The 16,614-nt window shown below is 34.9% G+C and carries 19 protein-coding genes; 3 read left to right on the forward strand and 16 right to left on the reverse strand.

Translation table 11 applies throughout. The features are described 5' to 3' along the window. Positions 1-27: 27 nt before the first annotated feature. The 4 genes from AC806_RS11495 to AC806_RS11510 form a co-directional block, all read right to left on the reverse strand. The gene (locus AC806_RS11495) at positions 28-822 is read right to left on the reverse strand and encodes a DUF6681 family protein (protein WP_069029345.1); all 795 of its coding nucleotides are present in this window, start codon (positions 820-822) and stop codon (positions 28-30) included. Next, positions 819-1,325 (reverse strand): hypothetical protein, encoded by a 507-nt coding sequence (locus AC806_RS11500; RefSeq protein WP_014125873.1) that lies wholly within the window; start codon positions 1,323-1,325, stop codon positions 819-821. Before AC806_RS11500 ends, AC806_RS11495 begins: the two co-directional genes overlap by 4 nt. A gap of 525 nt (positions 1,326-1,850) precedes the next feature. After that, positions 1,851-2,930: an ACR3 family arsenite efflux transporter gene (gene arsB, locus AC806_RS11505; protein WP_069029346.1), complete on the reverse strand. Its 1,080-nt coding sequence runs from the start codon at positions 2,928-2,930 to the stop codon at positions 1,851-1,853. A gap of 116 nt (positions 2,931-3,046) precedes the next feature. Then, on the reverse strand, positions 3,047-3,406 hold the full coding sequence (locus AC806_RS11510; RefSeq protein WP_014125875.1) for an ArsR/SmtB family transcription factor: 360 nt from the start codon (positions 3,404-3,406) through the stop codon (positions 3,047-3,049). 599 nt (positions 3,407-4,005) lie between these two features. On the opposite strand from AC806_RS11510, the gene AC806_RS11515 reads away from it, so the two are divergent. After that, positions 4,006-4,371: an MFS transporter gene (locus AC806_RS11515; RefSeq protein WP_069029347.1), complete on the forward strand. Its 366-nt coding sequence runs from the start codon at positions 4,006-4,008 to the stop codon at positions 4,369-4,371. Positions 4,372-4,443: 72 nt separating this feature from the next. On the opposite strand, the gene AC806_RS11520 is transcribed toward AC806_RS11515, so the two are convergent. Genes AC806_RS11520 through AC806_RS11530 form a run of 3 tightly spaced genes read right to left on the reverse strand, consistent with a single transcriptional unit; the run spans position 4,444 to position 6,701 of the window. Continuing rightward, the gene (locus AC806_RS11520; RefSeq protein ID WP_069029348.1) at positions 4,444-5,589 is read right to left on the reverse strand and encodes a lactate oxidase; all 1,146 of its coding nucleotides are present in this window, start codon (positions 5,587-5,589) and stop codon (positions 4,444-4,446) included. A gap of 31 nt (positions 5,590-5,620) precedes the next feature. Further along, the gene (locus AC806_RS11525; RefSeq protein ID WP_069029349.1) at positions 5,621-6,325 is read right to left on the reverse strand and encodes an LrgB family protein; all 705 of its coding nucleotides are present in this window, start codon (positions 6,323-6,325) and stop codon (positions 5,621-5,623) included. Beyond that, positions 6,318-6,701 carry a CidA/LrgA family protein gene (locus AC806_RS11530; RefSeq protein WP_014125881.1) on the reverse strand — a complete coding sequence of 128 codons (384 nt, stop codon included), beginning with the start codon at positions 6,699-6,701 and terminating at the stop codon, positions 6,318-6,320. The genes AC806_RS11525 and AC806_RS11530 overlap by 8 nt, the downstream gene beginning before the upstream one ends. Positions 6,702-6,908: 207 nt before the next feature. On the opposite strand from AC806_RS11530, the gene AC806_RS11535 reads away from it, so the two are divergent. Next, positions 6,909-7,805, forward strand: a complete 897-nt coding sequence (locus AC806_RS11535; protein ID WP_014125882.1) for a LysR family transcriptional regulator — start codon at positions 6,909-6,911, stop codon at positions 7,803-7,805. 72 nt (positions 7,806-7,877) lie between these two features. Here the strand turns inward: AC806_RS11535 and AC806_RS11540 are convergent, their stop codons facing one another. From AC806_RS11540 to mnmE, 5 genes are all read right to left on the reverse strand, one after another. Next, positions 7,878-8,336, reverse strand: a complete 459-nt coding sequence (locus AC806_RS11540) for a GNAT family N-acetyltransferase (protein ID WP_014125883.1) — start codon at positions 8,334-8,336, stop codon at positions 7,878-7,880. Between the two features lie 22 nt (positions 8,337-8,358). Then, positions 8,359-8,982, reverse strand: coding sequence for a phosphoribosyltransferase (locus tag AC806_RS11545; RefSeq protein WP_069029412.1), 624 nt, complete (start codon positions 8,980-8,982; stop codon positions 8,359-8,361). Positions 8,983-9,105: 123 nt separating this feature from the next. Beyond that, positions 9,106-9,606 carry a phosphatidylglycerophosphatase A family protein gene (locus AC806_RS11550; RefSeq protein WP_069029350.1) on the reverse strand — a complete coding sequence of 167 codons (501 nt, stop codon included), beginning with the start codon at positions 9,604-9,606 and terminating at the stop codon, positions 9,106-9,108. A 140-nt stretch (positions 9,607-9,746) separates the two neighbouring features. After that, entirely contained in the window at positions 9,747-11,642 is a 1,896-nt protein-coding gene (gene mnmG, locus AC806_RS11555; protein ID WP_061840910.1) for a tRNA uridine-5-carboxymethylaminomethyl(34) synthesis enzyme MnmG, read from the reverse strand. Positions 11,643-11,655: 13 nt separating this feature from the next. Beyond that, positions 11,656-13,050 carry a tRNA uridine-5-carboxymethylaminomethyl(34) synthesis GTPase MnmE gene (gene mnmE, locus AC806_RS11560; RefSeq protein WP_014125887.1) on the reverse strand — a complete coding sequence of 465 codons (1,395 nt, stop codon included), beginning with the start codon at positions 13,048-13,050 and terminating at the stop codon, positions 11,656-11,658. A 241-nt stretch (positions 13,051-13,291) separates the two neighbouring features. On the opposite strand from mnmE, the gene AC806_RS11565 reads away from it, so the two are divergent. Next, entirely contained in the window at positions 13,292-13,603 is a 312-nt protein-coding gene (locus AC806_RS11565) for a heavy metal-binding domain-containing protein (protein WP_014125888.1), read from the forward strand. 219 nt (positions 13,604-13,822) lie between these two features. On the opposite strand, the gene jag is transcribed toward AC806_RS11565, so the two are convergent. The 4 genes from jag to rpmH form a co-directional block, all read right to left on the reverse strand. Continuing rightward, positions 13,823-14,596 carry an RNA-binding cell elongation regulator Jag/EloR gene (jag, locus tag AC806_RS11570; protein ID WP_069029351.1) on the reverse strand — a complete coding sequence of 258 codons (774 nt, stop codon included), beginning with the start codon at positions 14,594-14,596 and terminating at the stop codon, positions 13,823-13,825. 20 nt (positions 14,597-14,616) lie between these two features. After that, positions 14,617-15,459, reverse strand: coding sequence for a YidC/Oxa1 family membrane protein insertase (locus AC806_RS11575; protein WP_014125890.1), 843 nt, complete (start codon positions 15,457-15,459; stop codon positions 14,617-14,619). Positions 15,460-15,478: 19 nt separating this feature from the next. Beyond that, on the reverse strand, positions 15,479-15,814 hold the full coding sequence (rnpA, locus tag AC806_RS11580; protein WP_014125891.1) for a ribonuclease P protein component: 336 nt from the start codon (positions 15,812-15,814) through the stop codon (positions 15,479-15,481). Positions 15,815-15,947: 133 nt separating this feature from the next. After that, entirely contained in the window at positions 15,948-16,082 is a 135-nt protein-coding gene (gene rpmH / locus AC806_RS11585; RefSeq protein ID WP_014125892.1) for a 50S ribosomal protein L34, read from the reverse strand. Between the last annotated feature and the right edge of the window lie 532 nt (positions 16,083-16,614).

Below are 16,614 nucleotides of genomic sequence, written 5' to 3' on the forward strand. Positions count from 1 at the left end.
CAGAGTTAGACATTCATGGGCATAGGTTTATTTAGCGTTTTTCTTTTTATGACGTTGGCTACGACTACCCACTTCACTCGTTGTTTCTGCTTCATTCTTTATTTTTTCAGCACTTACATCCTGAGTTGGATTATCTTTTACCAATAATTTCAGATGATAACGCTCATGATAGCGAACGCCCTCTTTAACAAAATCTCCGCCTACAATAAACAAACCCACCGGATCTAATGCTTCTTTTTGATGAATTGTCCCAATTTTTTCTAAATCCCGATAGCTTGTACCGATTTGTAGTTCATATTGATCTTCTTCTACCTTTTTCAAGTAATAGTAAGGGTGCAAGGTATTTTTCATAAGTAAAAAGCCATCGCTGTTTGTTAAATTATTTGTAGGTATCTTATCTTCACTGATCAAAGTTTGGATATTTTCTTCTAGTTGTAATTCAAAATGATCGACAAAGTCTATTGCCACTTCGCTTGTATTCGGCATCAAATTGTGTGAAATTTGATTATCACCTTCGATATTAAAGACATCTTCTGGTAAATACTTAGCAAATAATCGCGTAACATCACCCTTAACATTTTTGTCAAAAAAATAGTAGATGAAATTTAAAACCACAAAGTAAAGCAAAATAACAAAAACAAGAAGATATAAACTAAATTGAATATAATTTTGATTAACCCATAGCCCATACACGATACGTAAAATATAAAGTGTAGGAAATAGGCTTAATATCGTATACGCACGATTTAAATACTTCGGACTAATGTTCAAATACCACAAAAACTTATGAAATCCATTAATAATATCTAATAGAAGCGTCATTGTTCATCACCTTCTTCAGGTGTCTGTTGTTGATTTTGTTGGTTATCAGGCACGTCTTGTTGATTTTGTTGCTGACCACTCTGTTCCTCTTGTTCTTGTGGTTCATTTCCTTGTTCTGGCGTATCTTGCTGATTAGGAGATTCCTGTTGATCTCTTGCAGGTTGTTCCCCATTATCTGGCGTTTGTTCAACGGCTGAACTTGATTGCGTTCCTTCTTGTACACCTTCATCCGAATTTGCAGAACCCTCTTCAAGGTCGTTATCCGTTTCATGTGTTTGTTGTAAGCTACTATTTTCGCCTTCATTCAAAGGTGCTGTATCGGAGGTTTCCATTGTTCCATCTGTACTTACAGAACCTTCTGTAGTGGTTTCAGTAGTCGTTGTCTCTGTTTCTGCCACTGGTTGACGATAACTCCTTCCATTTACAACCCCTGTAGCCGTTGCAATGATAAGAGAAAAAGTCACCAGCGCAAATGGCTTTAGAATCGGTGGTAGCTTTTTCATGTAAATGTTCCTCCTTTATTTCTTTCATTATAGCACCCAAAGATTATTTTTTTCTTACGAATATTTGAAGAATTTGTTTATTTCATGAAAAATAACAAAATAATAAGGGTTTGCTAAATATTTTAATTGAATGCCATTTATTCAATTTTCCATATAAACAGCAATTTATCCACACTTATATCACCGAATGAAAACTATCAATGAACCAAAGATTTAGTCGATAAATTGATTGATTATGTCACGATACATGGAAAAACGGAGCTGGTCCCTATAATAACTAAAAAATAAGGAAACCGTCCACCACAAAGTAAGATGATTTCCTAAAGAATCAAAAACAGTTGAACAAAAATAACTGAAAATAGAAAGGATGTTTCCTGTCTTTACTGGTCTAATACCGGGTAATCGAGAAGCAATATCTGAGCAAGAGGAAAACAAATATTGGAAATTCTTAGAAAAAGAGGATTAGAACTGATTTTTAAAGCTTTATCTTCCTTTCGTTTCCATTTCATCTATAAAAATGTATTACTAATACGTATATCCATCGAACCAATGCTTTGTTTTATTAGCAAATTTAACAAGTAATAACATGGTAGGAACTTCTATTAAAACACCAACTACAGTTGCTAATGTCGCACCAGAATTTAACCCGAACAAAGAAACCGAGACAGCTACTGCAAGTTCAAAAAAGTTGCTTGTTCCAACCATTGCCGCTGGTGCTGCTATAGAAAATGGTAACTTACATGCTTTCGCTCCTCCATATCCAAGGAAAAAAACAGCGATGTTTTGAATAATTAACGGAATGGCAATCAATAGAATATGAAAAGGATTGCTTATAATTTGATTTCCTTGAAAGGAAAAAATAATAACTAACGTTAATAACAAACCTACTCTTGTTGTTCCGTCAAACTTATTTTCAAACGTATTTTCAAAATAATCTTTCCCTTTATTTTTTACTACGTACTTTCTGACAATAATTCCCAACACAAGTGGGATTACAATAAATACAAAGATTGAAAGAAAAAGAGTTCCCATCGGTACAGAAACATTTCCTACGCCTAATAAAAGAGCAACGATAGGCGCATATAAAAAGAGGACAATAACATCATTAATAGAAACTTGTAATAACGTGTATGCTGGGTCCCCTTTGGTTAAACTGCTCCATACAAACACCATTGCTGTGCAAGGGGCTGCACCTAAAAGGACGGCTCCAGCTATGTATTCTCTACCTAACTCGGGGCTTAAGAATGGTCTAAATACAACTAAAAAGAAGAAAGCAGAGATTGCAAACATGGTAAAAGGCTTGACTAACCAATTAATTGTAGTTGTTAGCATGAGTCCTTTCGGTTTTTTTCCTGCATGTAACAGACTACTAAAGTCTATTTTTAACATCATTGGAAAAATCATCAGCCAAATCAAAATCGCCGTGGGAATGGAGACATTATAGTATTCAAATTGATTTAAAAATTCTGGAACTACTGGTAAAAGTTGGCTTAATAAAACCCCTGCGATCATAGCAAGTGCCACCCAAAGGGACAAATAGCGTTCCCATAGTCCCATACCGCCACTTCCTTGTAAAGTTGGTTCTTGAGCTACATCATTTTTCATGTTTTTTTCTCCTTTAAACAAACTATTCGGTTAAAAAACTAGGATTCTAAACTAAAATATTATGCAAAGCTGCACCAGTAATTTCTTCTGGATGCCATTTGACTACAGCTTAACAATTACTGGTTGATAGCGTTGCATGTCTCTTTACTTTCATTACTAGAGGAACAATCACTTTTTTCTATTGTATGACAACGGCATTCTTCAGTATTTTGAATCAAGTTTTGAATAAGGTTGGAAAGAAACTTCATATTCTCTTCATTCAATGAATAATTATGCCAAGTCCCTGTTTTTCTAGTTTGTACAATACCTGCGTTGATCAATACTTTCATATGGTGCGATAGTGTAGGCTGAGTAAAGTTAAAACGTTCTAATAAATCGCATGCGCACATTTCACCGCAAGATAACATATCTACAATCTGTACCCTTTTCGGATCACCTAAAGCTTTAAAAACATTCGCAGTTAATCCATAATCCATTTTCTTCCCCTCCATATATAGAAGTTTTTCTATATATAATATAGATGTTTATCTATCTTACGTCAATAGTTATCATAAAAAAGCTCATGAGAGAAAAAAGACAATATAAATTTCTTTACTCACAAGCTGAAAATTCGATAACCCAGCAGGTAAAGATTGGTCAGATTTTCAACGTGTTAGAGATGAGATTCGAGCAGTCATAGAGCAATTTAAATTACGACCATAATTGATAGATTCGGATACTTAACATAACTTGTCAAACTGATCTTATAAATCATCGCGTTCATTTTTATCAGGCTAAAAGAAGTTAAAAAGATTAAAATACCAAAATAATAATGGATTACTGAATATTTTTTCTGTAATTTATTGCATCTTTTCTGCGAATGTCAAAAATAGTTCTTAAGTTTAGTTTCCCCCTATCGGAAAGTAATCTTTGGACATTTTCTAATTGATGGACCATTTCCTCACCACTTTCAAAATCACCAAAATAAAGCTCATATATTGCCAACCAAAATTTTAGCTTGATTTTTCCTTCTAAATCAAGCTGGTGTTCATTTATTTTTAAAATAATGATTCCAGTATTTTCCTTGGGGATAGAAGTGTTATTATTAGGAATTCTTTTCCAAAATATGAATCAACTATTCTCAATCACTTTATACGGAGGCGTTGTTTCATTTTTCATTGGTTTTTCATTAGCTATCATAGAAGTGAATAATATGGTTTACTTACAAAAAACAATCACAACGGAATTTCTTGGTCGCGTCATGTCCATTCTTACTATAGCTAACCGGGCTCTTTTGCCCATCGGCTCTTTAATTTATACTTTTTTATTTGATAGTATAACGTTTGGCTCGTATATATTTATGGGAAATGGTGTTTTGTGTATTATTTTTGGTTTTTTGGTTTTTCCAAGGGTAGTGAAATCAGTGAAAAAAGATCATTTATTTATAAAAAAACATAATTAAAACAGTGAAATAGCGGAGGGTTACTAAAATACGTAATCCTCCGCTATATACTTCTAAGTTATATCTTTTTCATTATTTAATATCAAATAAACGTGCTTTTTTGATATCTTCAATTGTTTGCGTGCCGGCTAATTGCATTACTCGTCTTAGATCATTCTCAAAGTATTCAAAAACAGATTGGACGCCTTTCCACCCACCTAAGGCTAAGCCGTACAAGACAGGTCTTCCGATACCTACAATATCCGCACCAGAAGCTAAGGCTTTAAACATATGCTCGCCACGACGGATGCCGCTGTCAAAAACAATCGGTACGCGTCCTTGAACTGCTTGGCTGATTGGTTCTAAAGCTTCAAAAGAACCTGGTGCACCATCTAACTGTCTACCTCCATGATTGGATACCCAAATGCCATCAGCCCCTGCGCCAAGCGCTGACATCGCATCTTCTGGCGTTTGTATTCCTTTGACAAATACGGGCAAGCCAGAATACTCTTTTAAGAAGTGAACATCATCTGTACTAATTTTTTGCTTAGATTGCGCATAGATATTATTTAGCGACATATTTTTTGCATCACCTTTTAAATAACGAGAAACAATGGGCATGCCAAATGGGTACACAAACTTGTTACGGTCATCTCTGTCACGGTTCCCACCTAAAGTTGCGTCTGCTGTTAAAATAATGGCACTGGCACCATCGGATTTAGCTTCATCAATAATGTTTTTATTCATTTCATCATCTTTTGACATATAAATTTGGAACCAACGCTTATTATCTTTTAGTCCTTCTTCTATTTCAGAAAAACTAGCGCCAGAATAAGCGCTAATGGACATAATAGAACCACCAAACTCTGCGATCCCTCTTGCTGTTCCAGCTTCTTTCGTTTGATGTGCTAGCCCATGAGCGGCAATCGGCGACATAACAAAGGGAACTTTTAATTCTTGACCGAAGATCGATGTACTCGTTTCCGGGAATTCAACGTCTGCTAACACACGAGGTAGTATGCCTTTTTTATCCCATACTTTCGTGTTTTGTTGTAAAGTAAATTCATCCCCAGATGCTCCTGACATATAATCAAAGCCGCCTTTAGGAACCACTTCTTTCGCCTTTTCTTCTAGTTCATAAGTATTGATCACTTCGACTTCATTTACATTACTTGGCGCATCATAACCGCCGTTATTTACGTCTTCTTTATTTTCTTCTGTAATATCTTTTTTTGCCATTTATAATTTCTCCTTCTACAAATAATTTAATTTAAAAAAACACATTCAGTAAAACCTCGGCAACTGGGGAAATCAATACCACAGTAATACCGGTTACAACAATAGATAAACTTGACATTGCGCCTTGCACTTCTCCCATTTCAATTGCTTTTGTTGTACCCATAGCATGCGCTCCTGAACCAAGCGCAATCCCCTGAGCTACTGGATCGTTAATTTTCATCAGTTTAAACAGGCCCGGAGCAATCGCAGCTCCTAAAATACCAGTGAAAACAACCACGGCAACCGTCAATGATTCAATGCCACCTAGAGATTCTGAGACACCTACGGCAATTGCTGTAGTAATTGATTTTGGATAAAGTGTTGCAAACAAATCACCATTAAATGATACAAGTAAGCAAAGAGCTAAAATCAAAGCAGTATGTATCAATACCCCAGAGATAAGTCCTGTAAGTATGGGAATATAATTATCCTTTAAATATTGAAAATTATTTTCTAATTTTATTGCTAGACAAACAGTAGCAGGCGTGATCCATATACTTATAAATTGCCCACCATTATCATAGGCTGTCAAAGGAATACTAAAGACCAATAAGAAAATGATTACACAAACAATCGCAAAAATCAATGGTGTAAAAATAGCAAGTTGCCATTTTTTATGCAATTTTAAACCCATGAGATAGAAAAAAAGAGTTAAAAAAATCCCAAAAAAAGGATCATTAACAAATTCCTCAAGCATTTTCTTCTACCTCCTTTACAGAAGCACTTTTTTCAGCCTTATTTTTTATTTTTTGCACTATAATACCCACTAAAGTTAAAACAGTAATTAAAGAAATAAAGATAATGATTAAAAGCCGCCCCCAAATTGAAGCTAAAATATCTAAATGAGACATTAAACCTACGCCGGCTGGAACAAAAAAGATCGCCATATTATTAGTTAAAAAATTTCCTACATCAGCAACTTTTTCCATCTCTAACCAACCAAAGTGTAAGGAAAAAAATAATAGTACCATGCCAATGACACTTCCAGGAATAGCAATGGGAATAAGTAAGGATAAAGCTTCTCCTGCAAGCGCAAACAAAAAGATCAAAAAAATCTGTTTGATATACTCCACAAAATTCTCCTTTCTTATTTTTACCAAAACAATTAAAAAATGAACAAACTTTTCGTTTTTCTGAAAGCAAATAGCTAAAGATGTTTTTAAATCAGCTTTGTAATCGCTTTTTTTAAGCTTAGATTCAATATATCATCGAACAACTTCTTTGTGAAATATAGTTTTGTTATGCTATTATAAATAAAATTTATAAGAAGGTTAAAAACGATGAAAATACAAGACTTGGTTTACTTTAAACATCTAGTAGAAAGTTCTAGTTTTACTAAAACAGCCGAAGCTTTTTATGTCTCCCAGCCCTCAATCTCTCTTTCTTTGAAAAGATTAGAAAATGAGTTTAATACAAAATTAATTACACGTGATCGCTCAAAAAGAAGTTTTCATTTAGAAGCTGCCGGAGAAATCTTATATAAAAATTCAGGCAAAGTTATTGATTTATTAACAGCAACCAAAAAAGAGATGGCTAATATTGAAACAAATACGGTTCAATTAGGTTTTTTACCAACCATCGGTGGTGCTTATTTATCAGACTTGCTTCCCTCTATGAATCAATTTATTGCAAATTTACAATTGGTTGAAGAAGAAAGTTCAAAAATCATGATGGACTTGTTACACGAGAATAAGTTATCAATTGCAATTAGTGGCAGTGATTCTCCAAACGTTGAAGAAACTTGGCTAGAGCAGTACTTAATAGACGAACGCCCTTTACAAGTATGTGTAGCGCCAAACCACCCCTTAGCTAAAGAATCTTTGGTTACAGCTGAAATGCTTTCAGACTATTCTTTTATTAGTTTAGATGAAGAATATACACATTATGCAATATTCGATCATTGGGCAAAAAACAATCAGATTAATTCCAAACAAATCTCTTATACAAAAGAAATACAGACAGCGGGGTCATTCATTGCTTCTGGCATTTCTGTAGGAATTATGGTTGATTTACTAGTCAAAAATCGTACAGATATTATTAGCTTACCTTTAGAAAATGCGCCAAAATTTTATATTAACCTAATCATAAATAAAAATGCAGCTATAAACCCGCTGCAAAAGGAATTTAATCAAAAGCTACTTGATATTGCTATGCAACAATCTGAAGAAGCTTTTTAAAAGGCAGAAATTTAATACCTAGAACTTTAAGTGTTTAGATAATAAGAAAAAGCACCTAAATAATTAAACAAACTATTTTTCGAATAAGAAAGCTGCAGTTTCTGAGTCATAGGGTTTTTCTCCGATTTTTTTAAATCCTAATTTTTCATAAAAACGATGGTTCCTTAAAGAATAGGCAGGCGTTTCAACCTGCCATTTTTTCTCAGGAAATATTCTTTCAATTTCAGACCAAGTTGCTGTGCCAATCCCTTGGTTGATAAAATTTGATCGAATACAAAAATAGTCTAATTGACCATTTTTTATATCAATACTAAGGAAACCTACGAGTTGTTTATTGGATAAATAAATAAAATAATTATTCACATGAACGTTTTGCAGAACTTTACGCGCTAGCGTTCCGTCCGAATAGCCAGGCGGTCCGAATTCAGCTCCTTTACCAAAATATATTTCAGCATCATAATTAAACGCATCCGTCATAATTTCAGTAACTAAAACTGCCTCTTTTTCTATACTTTTTAAATAGATTTCCATTTTTCTCCCTTGATACCAATCCTTAGCTTTTTAATATTTCTTTAACTTGCTCATCTTTTAATTGCGGAAAACTTGCATAATAAGCGCCAACCCCGCCTAAGAAATCATCAGGGGCTTTTACAGCGTAAACTTTATCCACTGTTTGTTTTAACTGTTCGTATATTGTTTTAGGGATTACTGGAACAGCAACGCTTACACTTTTGGGTCCCGCCTCTTTTACAGCTTTTATTGCCGCAAACATCGTTAAGCCCGTTGCAATACCGTCATCAACAATAACGACATTTTTATCTTTTAGCGTGCTATCTTTTAAACTTTCTCTATAAAGCGTTCGTTTACGTGCCATTTCTACTCGAATGAAAGGAATTTCTTTTTGTACCCATTGTGCATGGAGTTTCTCAACATAACCATCTCCTAAAATAGGTATCCCACCTTCTGCAATAGCACCAATTGCATATTCAGGATTGGTTGGATGACCAATTTTCTTTGCTAAGATAATATCCAATGGCGCACCTTGTTTTTTAGCTATGATTTTTCCAAGAGGAATGCCACCTCTAGGTAAACTTAAAATGACGACATTTTTAACATCCAATAAACCAATAGCCTCTGCCAGTTGCTCACCTGCATCCATCCGGTCTCGAAATAACACAGCAAAACGCCCCTTTCTTAGTATAAAAGTTTTAGCAAAAATTCTTCTTTCAAACTTCAAGACAAAAAGCTGCATCATTTTGTTACTTAACACTTAACAGAAAGTTTTCTACATTAAATATAATTAGGCATATTTATGAGCCATTTTTCCTGCAACAGCTGCAACTAACGCACCAATCAAATCATCAATAAATGTATTTACTCGTCCTTCTTTTTCGGTATCCAATTTTCGAATGACACCGCTTTTTACACGATCAAGATAACCAAAATTAGTCACACCAATTGTTCCATAAATACTAGCGATACTTACAGCAAGTGTCTCATCTACACCAAAAACGCCAGCATCATTCTCGATAATTTTTTGTAACGGCTGACTCAATTGTTCTTCTGTTGCTAAGCGATCCAAATCTAAAGCCACCATAGCATTATTCAAGACTTCTCTTTTATGCAACACATCAACCGTTGCTGTTTCAAATTCTGTTAATTTTGCTTCAGGAATAAATTCATAAGCTACATCATAAGCCATTTTAGCAATATCTTGAGAGGTGATATCACGCTTATTTAGTTCCCTTTCGACAAATTCAAACGCCTCTGTATCTGGATATTTAAATGTTTCTTCTCTCATACATTTCCCTCCTACTTTTCATTATACTAGGAAAACAAGTGTTTTTTCCAAAGAAAACTTTTATATGAGCTAAACCATTACTTTCTGATATAAAAAAACTTACTGCTCTATATTATACAGAAACAGTAAGTTTAAAATTATTAAATAGAAGAATGTTTTGCAACTTTTCCTTCTTGAATGTACACCATCAAAATACTCAAATCAGAAGGATTCACACCGCTAATACGACTTGCTTGCGCGATGGTTTCGGGATGAATTTTTTGTAATTTTTGCTTCGCTTCTGTAGCTAAACCATCAATGGCCTCATAATCTATATTTTCAGGCACGCGTTTGGCTTCCATTCGTTTTAATTTATCAACCTTGGTCATGGCCTTATTAATATAGCCTTCGTATTTAATTTGGATTTCAACTTGTTCAACTTCTTTATCAGTTAGCTCTTCATTCCTTGCTATAAATTGCAATAAATCTTGATAACTTACTTCTGGACGGCGTAAAAATTCATTGGCTAATACGCCGTCTTTTAAAGGCGCTGAACCTTTTTCTTCTAAGAAATCTCGAACTTCTGCTGGTTTAATACGGATCGATTTTAAACGTTCAATTTCTTGTTCAACCGCTGTTTTCTTCTTCAAGTATACTTGATACTGATCTTCTCCAACAAGACCCATATCATAGCCTTTTTGAGTCAAACGTAAGTCCGCATTATCATGACGTAATAATAAGCGATATTCTGCACGTGATGTTAATAAGCGATAAGGTTCGTTGGTTCCTTTGGTCACTAGATCATCGATCATAACGCCAATATAACCGTCACTACGCTTCATAATAAATGGTTCATCTTCTTGTATTTTTAAGCTAGCGTTAATTCCTGCTATTAAACCTTGTCCTGCCGCTTCTTCATAACCACTCGTACCATTTGTTTGACCAGCAGTAAATAAATTATCAATAACTTTCGTTTCTAAAGTAGGACGTAATTGATAAGGCAGCACAACATCATATTCGATAGCATAACCTGTGCGCATCATTTCTGCCTTTTCCAAACCTTCAATGGAATGAAGAACATCGGTTTGAACACCTTCAGGCAAAGAAGTCGAAAGACCTTGAACGTAAATTTCTTCTGTGTCAGCTCCTTCAGGTTCTAAAAAGAGTTGATGTCGTTTCTTATCAGCAAAGCGAACAATCTTATCTTCAATCGATGGACAGTATCTTGCGCCAACTCCGTCAACAATACCAGTAAACATGGGTGCACGGTCTAAATTCTCGCGAATAATCTGATGTGTCCCTGGATTAGTGTAAGTTAGCCAACAAGGAATTTGTTCTTTTTTATAAATACTATCTGGCGTACTAAAACTAAAATGGTTAGCTGCCTTGTCTCCTGGTTGGATTTCCGTTTTTTCATAATCGATAGACGACGATTTTATACGAGGGGGCGTGCCTGTTTTAAAGCGATCAATCTCCAATCCTAATTCTTCCAAATGATCTGCTAAACTGATAGAAGGTTGTGAGTTATTAGGTCCAGAAGAATACTTCAATTCCCCAATAATAATTTCCCCTCTTAAAGCAGTTCCAGCTGTAATGATTACTGCGTTAGCAGCATAACGTGCGCCAGTTGCTGTCACCACACCTTTACAAACATTATCTTCTACAATTAAACGTTCAACAATACCTTGTCTTAAAGTTAAATTTTCTGTTTTTTCAATTGTATGCTTCATTTCTGTAGAGTAAGCATGTTTGTCTGCTTGTGCCCGTAAAGCTCTTACTGCGGGCCCCTTTCCTGTATTAAGCATACGCATTTGAATATATGTTTTATCTATATTTTTGCCCATTTCACCGCCTAAGGCATCAATTTCTCTTACAACGACACCTTTAGCCGGACCGCCAATGGAGGGATTACATGGCATAAAGGCCACCATTCCCAAATCTATTGTTAACAGTAATGTTTGCTTTCCCATGCGACTAGCTGCAAGAGCAGCCTCTACTCCAGCGTGTCCTGCGCCAATAACAATTACATCATAGGAACCAGCTTGATATTCTTGCATTACGTTTTTCCTCCTATTTTCCTAAACAAAATTGACTAAATAGCTGCGTAATTAATTCATCTTGCACACTATCACCAACAATTTCTCCTAAATAATCCCAGCAACGTGTCATATCAATCTGTACAAGATCTACCGGCATCCCTGCTTTAATACCTGCAATCACTTCATCTAAAGCAGAAGAAGCATTTTCAAGCAATGAGATATGTCGTGTGTTAGACAGATAAGAAGCATCTTTATCTTGGGTTTGGCCACCGAAAAATAAAGCAGAAATTGCTTCTTCTAACTGATCCAACCCCTGGTTATTGGTAACAGAAACTTCAAACATCGGGTCACCTTGCAGCAGATCATTTAACTCATTAAGATCTAATTGTGGTATTAAATCTGTTTTATTAAGCAGAATGATTCTTTTACTACCTTTTGTCATTTCAAGTAATTGTCTGTCTTCTTTTGCCAAGGGTTCACTTTGATTTAAGACTAGAAGCACTAAATCCGCTTCACTCAATGCTTTACGACTTCTTTCAACACCAATTTTTTCAACGGTATCTTCAGTATCACGAATACCAGCTGTATCAATCAATTGAAGCGGTACGCCTCGGACATTGACATATTCTTCAACGACATCTCTTGTCGTTCCCGCAATTTCTGTAACAATTGCTTTTTCTTCTTTTAATAACTGGTTAAGTAAACTAGATTTGCCGACATTAGGACGACCGATAATTGCAGTATTCAATCCTTCTCGTAAAATCTTTCCTTGCTGCGCTGTTTCCAACAAGCTTTGTATCTGCTGTTTAACTTGTCCTGCTTTTTCTAATAATAATTGACTTGTCATTTCTTCAACATCATCATATTCAGGATAGTCAATATTCACTTCAACTTGCGCTAGCGTATCTAATACTTCTTGTCTTAAAGTTCGAATCAAACGAGATAAGTCGCCATCTAGTTGATTTAAAGCCACATTCATCGCTTTATCTGTTTTTGCCCGAATTAAATCCATCACCGCTTCAGCTTGTGATAAATCAATTCTGCCATTTAGAAAAGCTCGTTTGGTAAATTCGCCTGGTTCAGCTAAACGTGCACCAGTTCTTAAGAGCAATTGCAAGATCTGATTAACGACAATCATGCCTCCGTGGCAATTGATCTCGACAATATCTTCTCTAGTAAATGTTTTAGGTGCACGCATTACAGATACCATTACTTCATCTAGGGTTTTTTCAGTTTTAGGATCCACGATATGACCATAATGAATCGTATGACTAGACGCTTGAGCTAATGCATCTTTTGCTTTAAATATACCATCTGCTACAGAGATAGCTTCTTCGCCACTCAAACGAACAATACTAATTGCTCCTTCACCCGGTGGTGTAGAAATCGCTGCAATTGTGTCAAATTCTTGCAATACTTCTGCCACGTTTCTTCCTCCTATGTATCATTTTTTATCGTATCAATCGCACAAAAAAAAGTGCCCACTCCACCCATTTTTCTACATGGATAGACTTCGCACTTTGACTGCTTATCTATAAAATTATGGCTTTAGATTAGCATAATTTAGTGATGTTATCAAGCATTCTGATTTTTTACTAGAAACTTTTGCCATTAACTTAAAAAAAAGCTAAAATAAAATTAACAATAAGGAGAAAAGAGGGTTCATTATGGAACATGAAGAACGCGTCGAACGGATTTTATTATCTACTGGAAATGTCAACAAACCTTATATCGTAAGAGATCTGGTTTTTGTTGCAGAAAGATTTACCGTTGATATTTTTGACCCTGATTTTGATCCAAATGAAGCTTTAAAAGAAGTCGGCTACCAATTAAAAGAAAAAGCATTTGCTTATGGAGCAAATGCCGTCATCAATTGCCATTTCGAACATGAAAGAATCAATGGTGATAACGGTCCCTTCTTTGAAATTTTTGCCTATGGCACTGTCGTTCAATTTACCCAATCAACGATTGGTGGATAAAAAAAGAAGCTGTCGAAAATACAGCTTCTCTTTTTTACCAAAGTAATAGCTCTGATAAGAATGATCTAGGTAAACTATACTTAAAAATAGAAATGAAGTCAAACGCCTATTAATAAAATGTCCTATTAATTATGGTTCATAACAAAAAACGCTTCTCTTATGATCAAATTATAGACATAAGAAAAGCGTTCAATATAAGTTTTTCAGAGATAAATTGACTTAATAGTACTTTTTAGCTGGTTCAACAACTAAGTAACGATAAGGCTCGTCTCCTTCAGAATGAGTAGTAACGTAACTTTTTTTACTTAAAACAGCATGGATGTGCTTTCTTTCAAATGCTGGCATAGGTTCTAAAAATGCTGGCATACCTGTACGATCTACTTTTTCCGCTGTTCTTTCAGCCAAACTTTCTAAAATATCTTCACGTTTTTGTCGGTAATTTCCTACATTTACCACGATAGGAAGTTTATCTTTAGCAATTCGATGAATATATACTTGAGCCAAATACTGCAAAGCATTGAGTGTTTTACCATGTCGTCCGATCAAAAGACCTTTTTTAGAAGTATCTAAATCAAAAACAATTCTGCCAGCATCCCGGCTAGTTTTTATCGTTGCTGGTGCATTCAATTCTTTAGTTATATCTGTTAGATAAATGCCCAACTGTGTTAGTGCTTCTTGATTATCTAAACCTTCAGATAGTTTTTCTGCTTGTTCAGCTTCCTTATCTGAAACTTCTTCCACTGTCTCAATTTCTTCTGACGATTTTTCATTATCTTCTTCTGCTTCTGTTTTGTTTACTGTCTCAGATTTATTTTCAGTTTCTTGTTTTGCCATGTATTCTAATGACACTTGCGCATTCTTTTTACCTACACCTAAAAAACCTTTTTTACCTTCTTCAATAATCGTAGTTTGTACTTCATCTTGAGTCACACCAAGTGCCTTTAACCCATTTTGTATCGCGTCTTCCACACTTTGTCCTTCATAAATTGGCATAAATAACTCTCCTTTCTGGATTATTTACGTTTTTTATGTCGTTGTTTTTTACCTGGATACTTAGTTTTTTCCAACTCGCGTTCACGTTGTTTTGCTTGACGCTCTGCCTCTTGACGTTCACGACGAATTTTAAATGGATTGTTGATCAACAATGTTTGTCCAACCTGAAAAGCATTTGAAATAACCCAATATAACGATAAAGCACCCGGCAAATTTGTTGCCATAACCAAAATCATTATCGGCATCACATAGTTCATGATCTTAACACTAGAGTTAGGATTTACTTGACTCATACTTGAAAGATATGTACTTAAAAAAGTAAAAATCCCGGCAAGAACAGGTAATATATAATAGGGGTCAGGCTCTCCTAGTACGCGAAGCCATAAAAAGCTTCCCTCTCTTAACTCTGGTACGCGAGAGATCGCTTGATAAACTGCCATAAGGATCGGCATTTGTACTAAAAGTGGTAAACATCCAGCATAAGGGTTTACCCCATGTTCTTGATACAATTTTTGTTGCTCTTCACGTAATTTCTGTTGTGTTTCTGTATCTTTTGAAGAATATTTCTCTTGTAATGCAGTGATTTTAGGCTGCACTTCCTGCGTTTTTCGCATACTTTTCGTTTGAAAGTTCATTAGTGGGAATAAAATAATCCTTACAATTATTGTAAATAAAATAATCCCTATGCCACGGTTTCCTCCAAGAGACAACCATTGGATTACTTGAGCAAAAGTGTAAACAATGTAGCGATCCCAAAAACCAGTACTTTCAGATGTCACTTCATTTGTCATAGCACAAGCGGATAAAAATACCACTAATGAAATAAGTCCTAAAATCAGTAGTAGACGTTTTCTTTTTTTCACTGAACAATTTTCCTTTCGTTTATTTAATAATCTTCGATAACTTGAAGACATGTAATAAATTCGAGTACACTTCCTTGGAAGATAAATTTGAAACGGACGGACGTGCAATAACAAGAAAATCAAGCGAAGGATCGATCCTGTCTTTCATTTCATAGATACTTGCGCGAATCTTACGTTTAACAGCGTTACGTGTAACCGCATTTCCTATTTTTTTACCGACAGAAATTCCTACACGAAAATGAGGTTGCTCTTTCACTAATACATAGACTACAAACTTTTTATTCGCATATGATTTTCCATTTTTAAAAACATATTGAAACTCTTTTTCTTTTTTTACGCGATAAGACTTTCTCATGTCCTTTTCATCAATTCCTTCTATTCTAGCTACTCACTTCTAAATAATACCATAACTTGCAAAGATGAATCATCCCTTATACAAAAAACTTTGTATAAAAAAGAATAAAAAAAACCACTGAAAGCTCAGTGGCTTATGCAGAAAGAACCTTTCTGCCTTTACGACGACGACTAGCAATGACGTGGCGTCCGTTTTTTGTGCTCATACGTTTACGAAAACCGTGAACTTTTTGGTGTTTACGTTTATTAGGTTGGTATGTTCTTTTCATCTATTCCACCTCCATCAAGGTTTCTAATTTAAGTCTATACGACATACTTTGATAGTATATCGACTATCTGCCTATTTTGTCAACAAAAAATCCTATCTTTCTTGCTTATTATTGCTTTTTTTTACTTTAGTTATCCACATTTTTTTGTTTACAGTCTTGGGAAAACTAAAATTTTTTAGTTATCCACATATAAAAAATCCTCATGATTTTCCCCAGTTTATACACAACTAAACATACCTGAACAAAGTTATCCACAGCTGCGAATAACTTTGTGGATACATCTTATAAATGCTTTTACATCAACAAGCTATTTCTTTTTATTGCTGTGGAAAAAAACTAGAAAAGAGGAAAAGGCCCACAAAAATATATGGTTGTGGATAATTAATTTTTCACCTTGAGGATTTTTACTTTATTCTTTTTGTGCACAGTGTGGAAAAAATTATTTTCCTTTTTCTTTTATAGCTGTGGAAAACTTTTAAAATCCATGATAAATTAATACTATCTCAATTAATTTATTATAGGAGGATTTGCT

It is taken from the genome of Tetragenococcus halophilus (genome assembly GCF_001712815.1).
GTDB lineage: Bacteria > Bacillota > Bacilli > Lactobacillales > Enterococcaceae > Tetragenococcus > Tetragenococcus halophilus.

Excerpts from the sequence above, each read along its gene's own strand:
- rnpA (WP_014125891.1), bottom strand. The coding sequence starts at position 15,814 with ATGAGAAAGTCTTATCGCGTAAAAAAAGAAAAAGAGTTTCAATATGTT.
- AC806_RS11520 (WP_069029348.1), bottom strand. The coding sequence starts at position 5,589 with ATGGCAAAAAAAGATATTACAGAAGAAAATAAAGAAGACGTAAATAAC.
- AC806_RS11550 (WP_069029350.1), bottom strand. The coding sequence starts at position 9,606 with ATGAGAGAAGAAACATTTAAATATCCAGATACAGAGGCGTTTGAATTT.
- AC806_RS11535 (WP_014125882.1), top strand. The coding sequence starts at position 6,909 with ATGAAAATACAAGACTTGGTTTACTTTAAACATCTAGTAGAAAGTTCT.
- AC806_RS11525 (WP_069029349.1), bottom strand. The coding sequence starts at position 6,325 with ATGCTTGAGGAATTTGTTAATGATCCTTTTTTTGGGATTTTTTTAACT.
- AC806_RS11540 (WP_014125883.1), bottom strand. The coding sequence starts at position 8,336 with ATGGAAATCTATTTAAAAAGTATAGAAAAAGAGGCAGTTTTAGTTACT.
- arsB (WP_069029346.1), bottom strand. The coding sequence starts at position 2,930 with ATGAAAAATGATGTAGCTCAAGAACCAACTTTACAAGGAAGTGGCGGT.
- AC806_RS11565 (WP_014125888.1), top strand. The coding sequence starts at position 13,292 with ATGGAACATGAAGAACGCGTCGAACGGATTTTATTATCTACTGGAAAT.
- rpmH (WP_014125892.1), bottom strand. The coding sequence starts at position 16,082 with ATGAAAAGAACATACCAACCTAATAAACGTAAACACCAAAAAGTTCAC.
- jag (WP_069029351.1), bottom strand. The coding sequence starts at position 14,596 with ATGCCAATTTATGAAGGACAAAGTGTGGAAGACGCGATACAAAATGGG.
- AC806_RS11510 (WP_014125875.1), bottom strand. The coding sequence starts at position 3,406 with ATGGATTATGGATTAACTGCGAATGTTTTTAAAGCTTTAGGTGATCCG.
- AC806_RS11500 (WP_014125873.1), bottom strand. The coding sequence starts at position 1,325 with ATGAAAAAGCTACCACCGATTCTAAAGCCATTTGCGCTGGTGACTTTT.
- AC806_RS11495 (WP_069029345.1), bottom strand. The coding sequence starts at position 822 with ATGACGCTTCTATTAGATATTATTAATGGATTTCATAAGTTTTTGTGG.
- mnmG (WP_061840910.1), bottom strand. The coding sequence starts at position 11,642 with ATGCAAGAATATCAAGCTGGTTCCTATGATGTAATTGTTATTGGCGCA.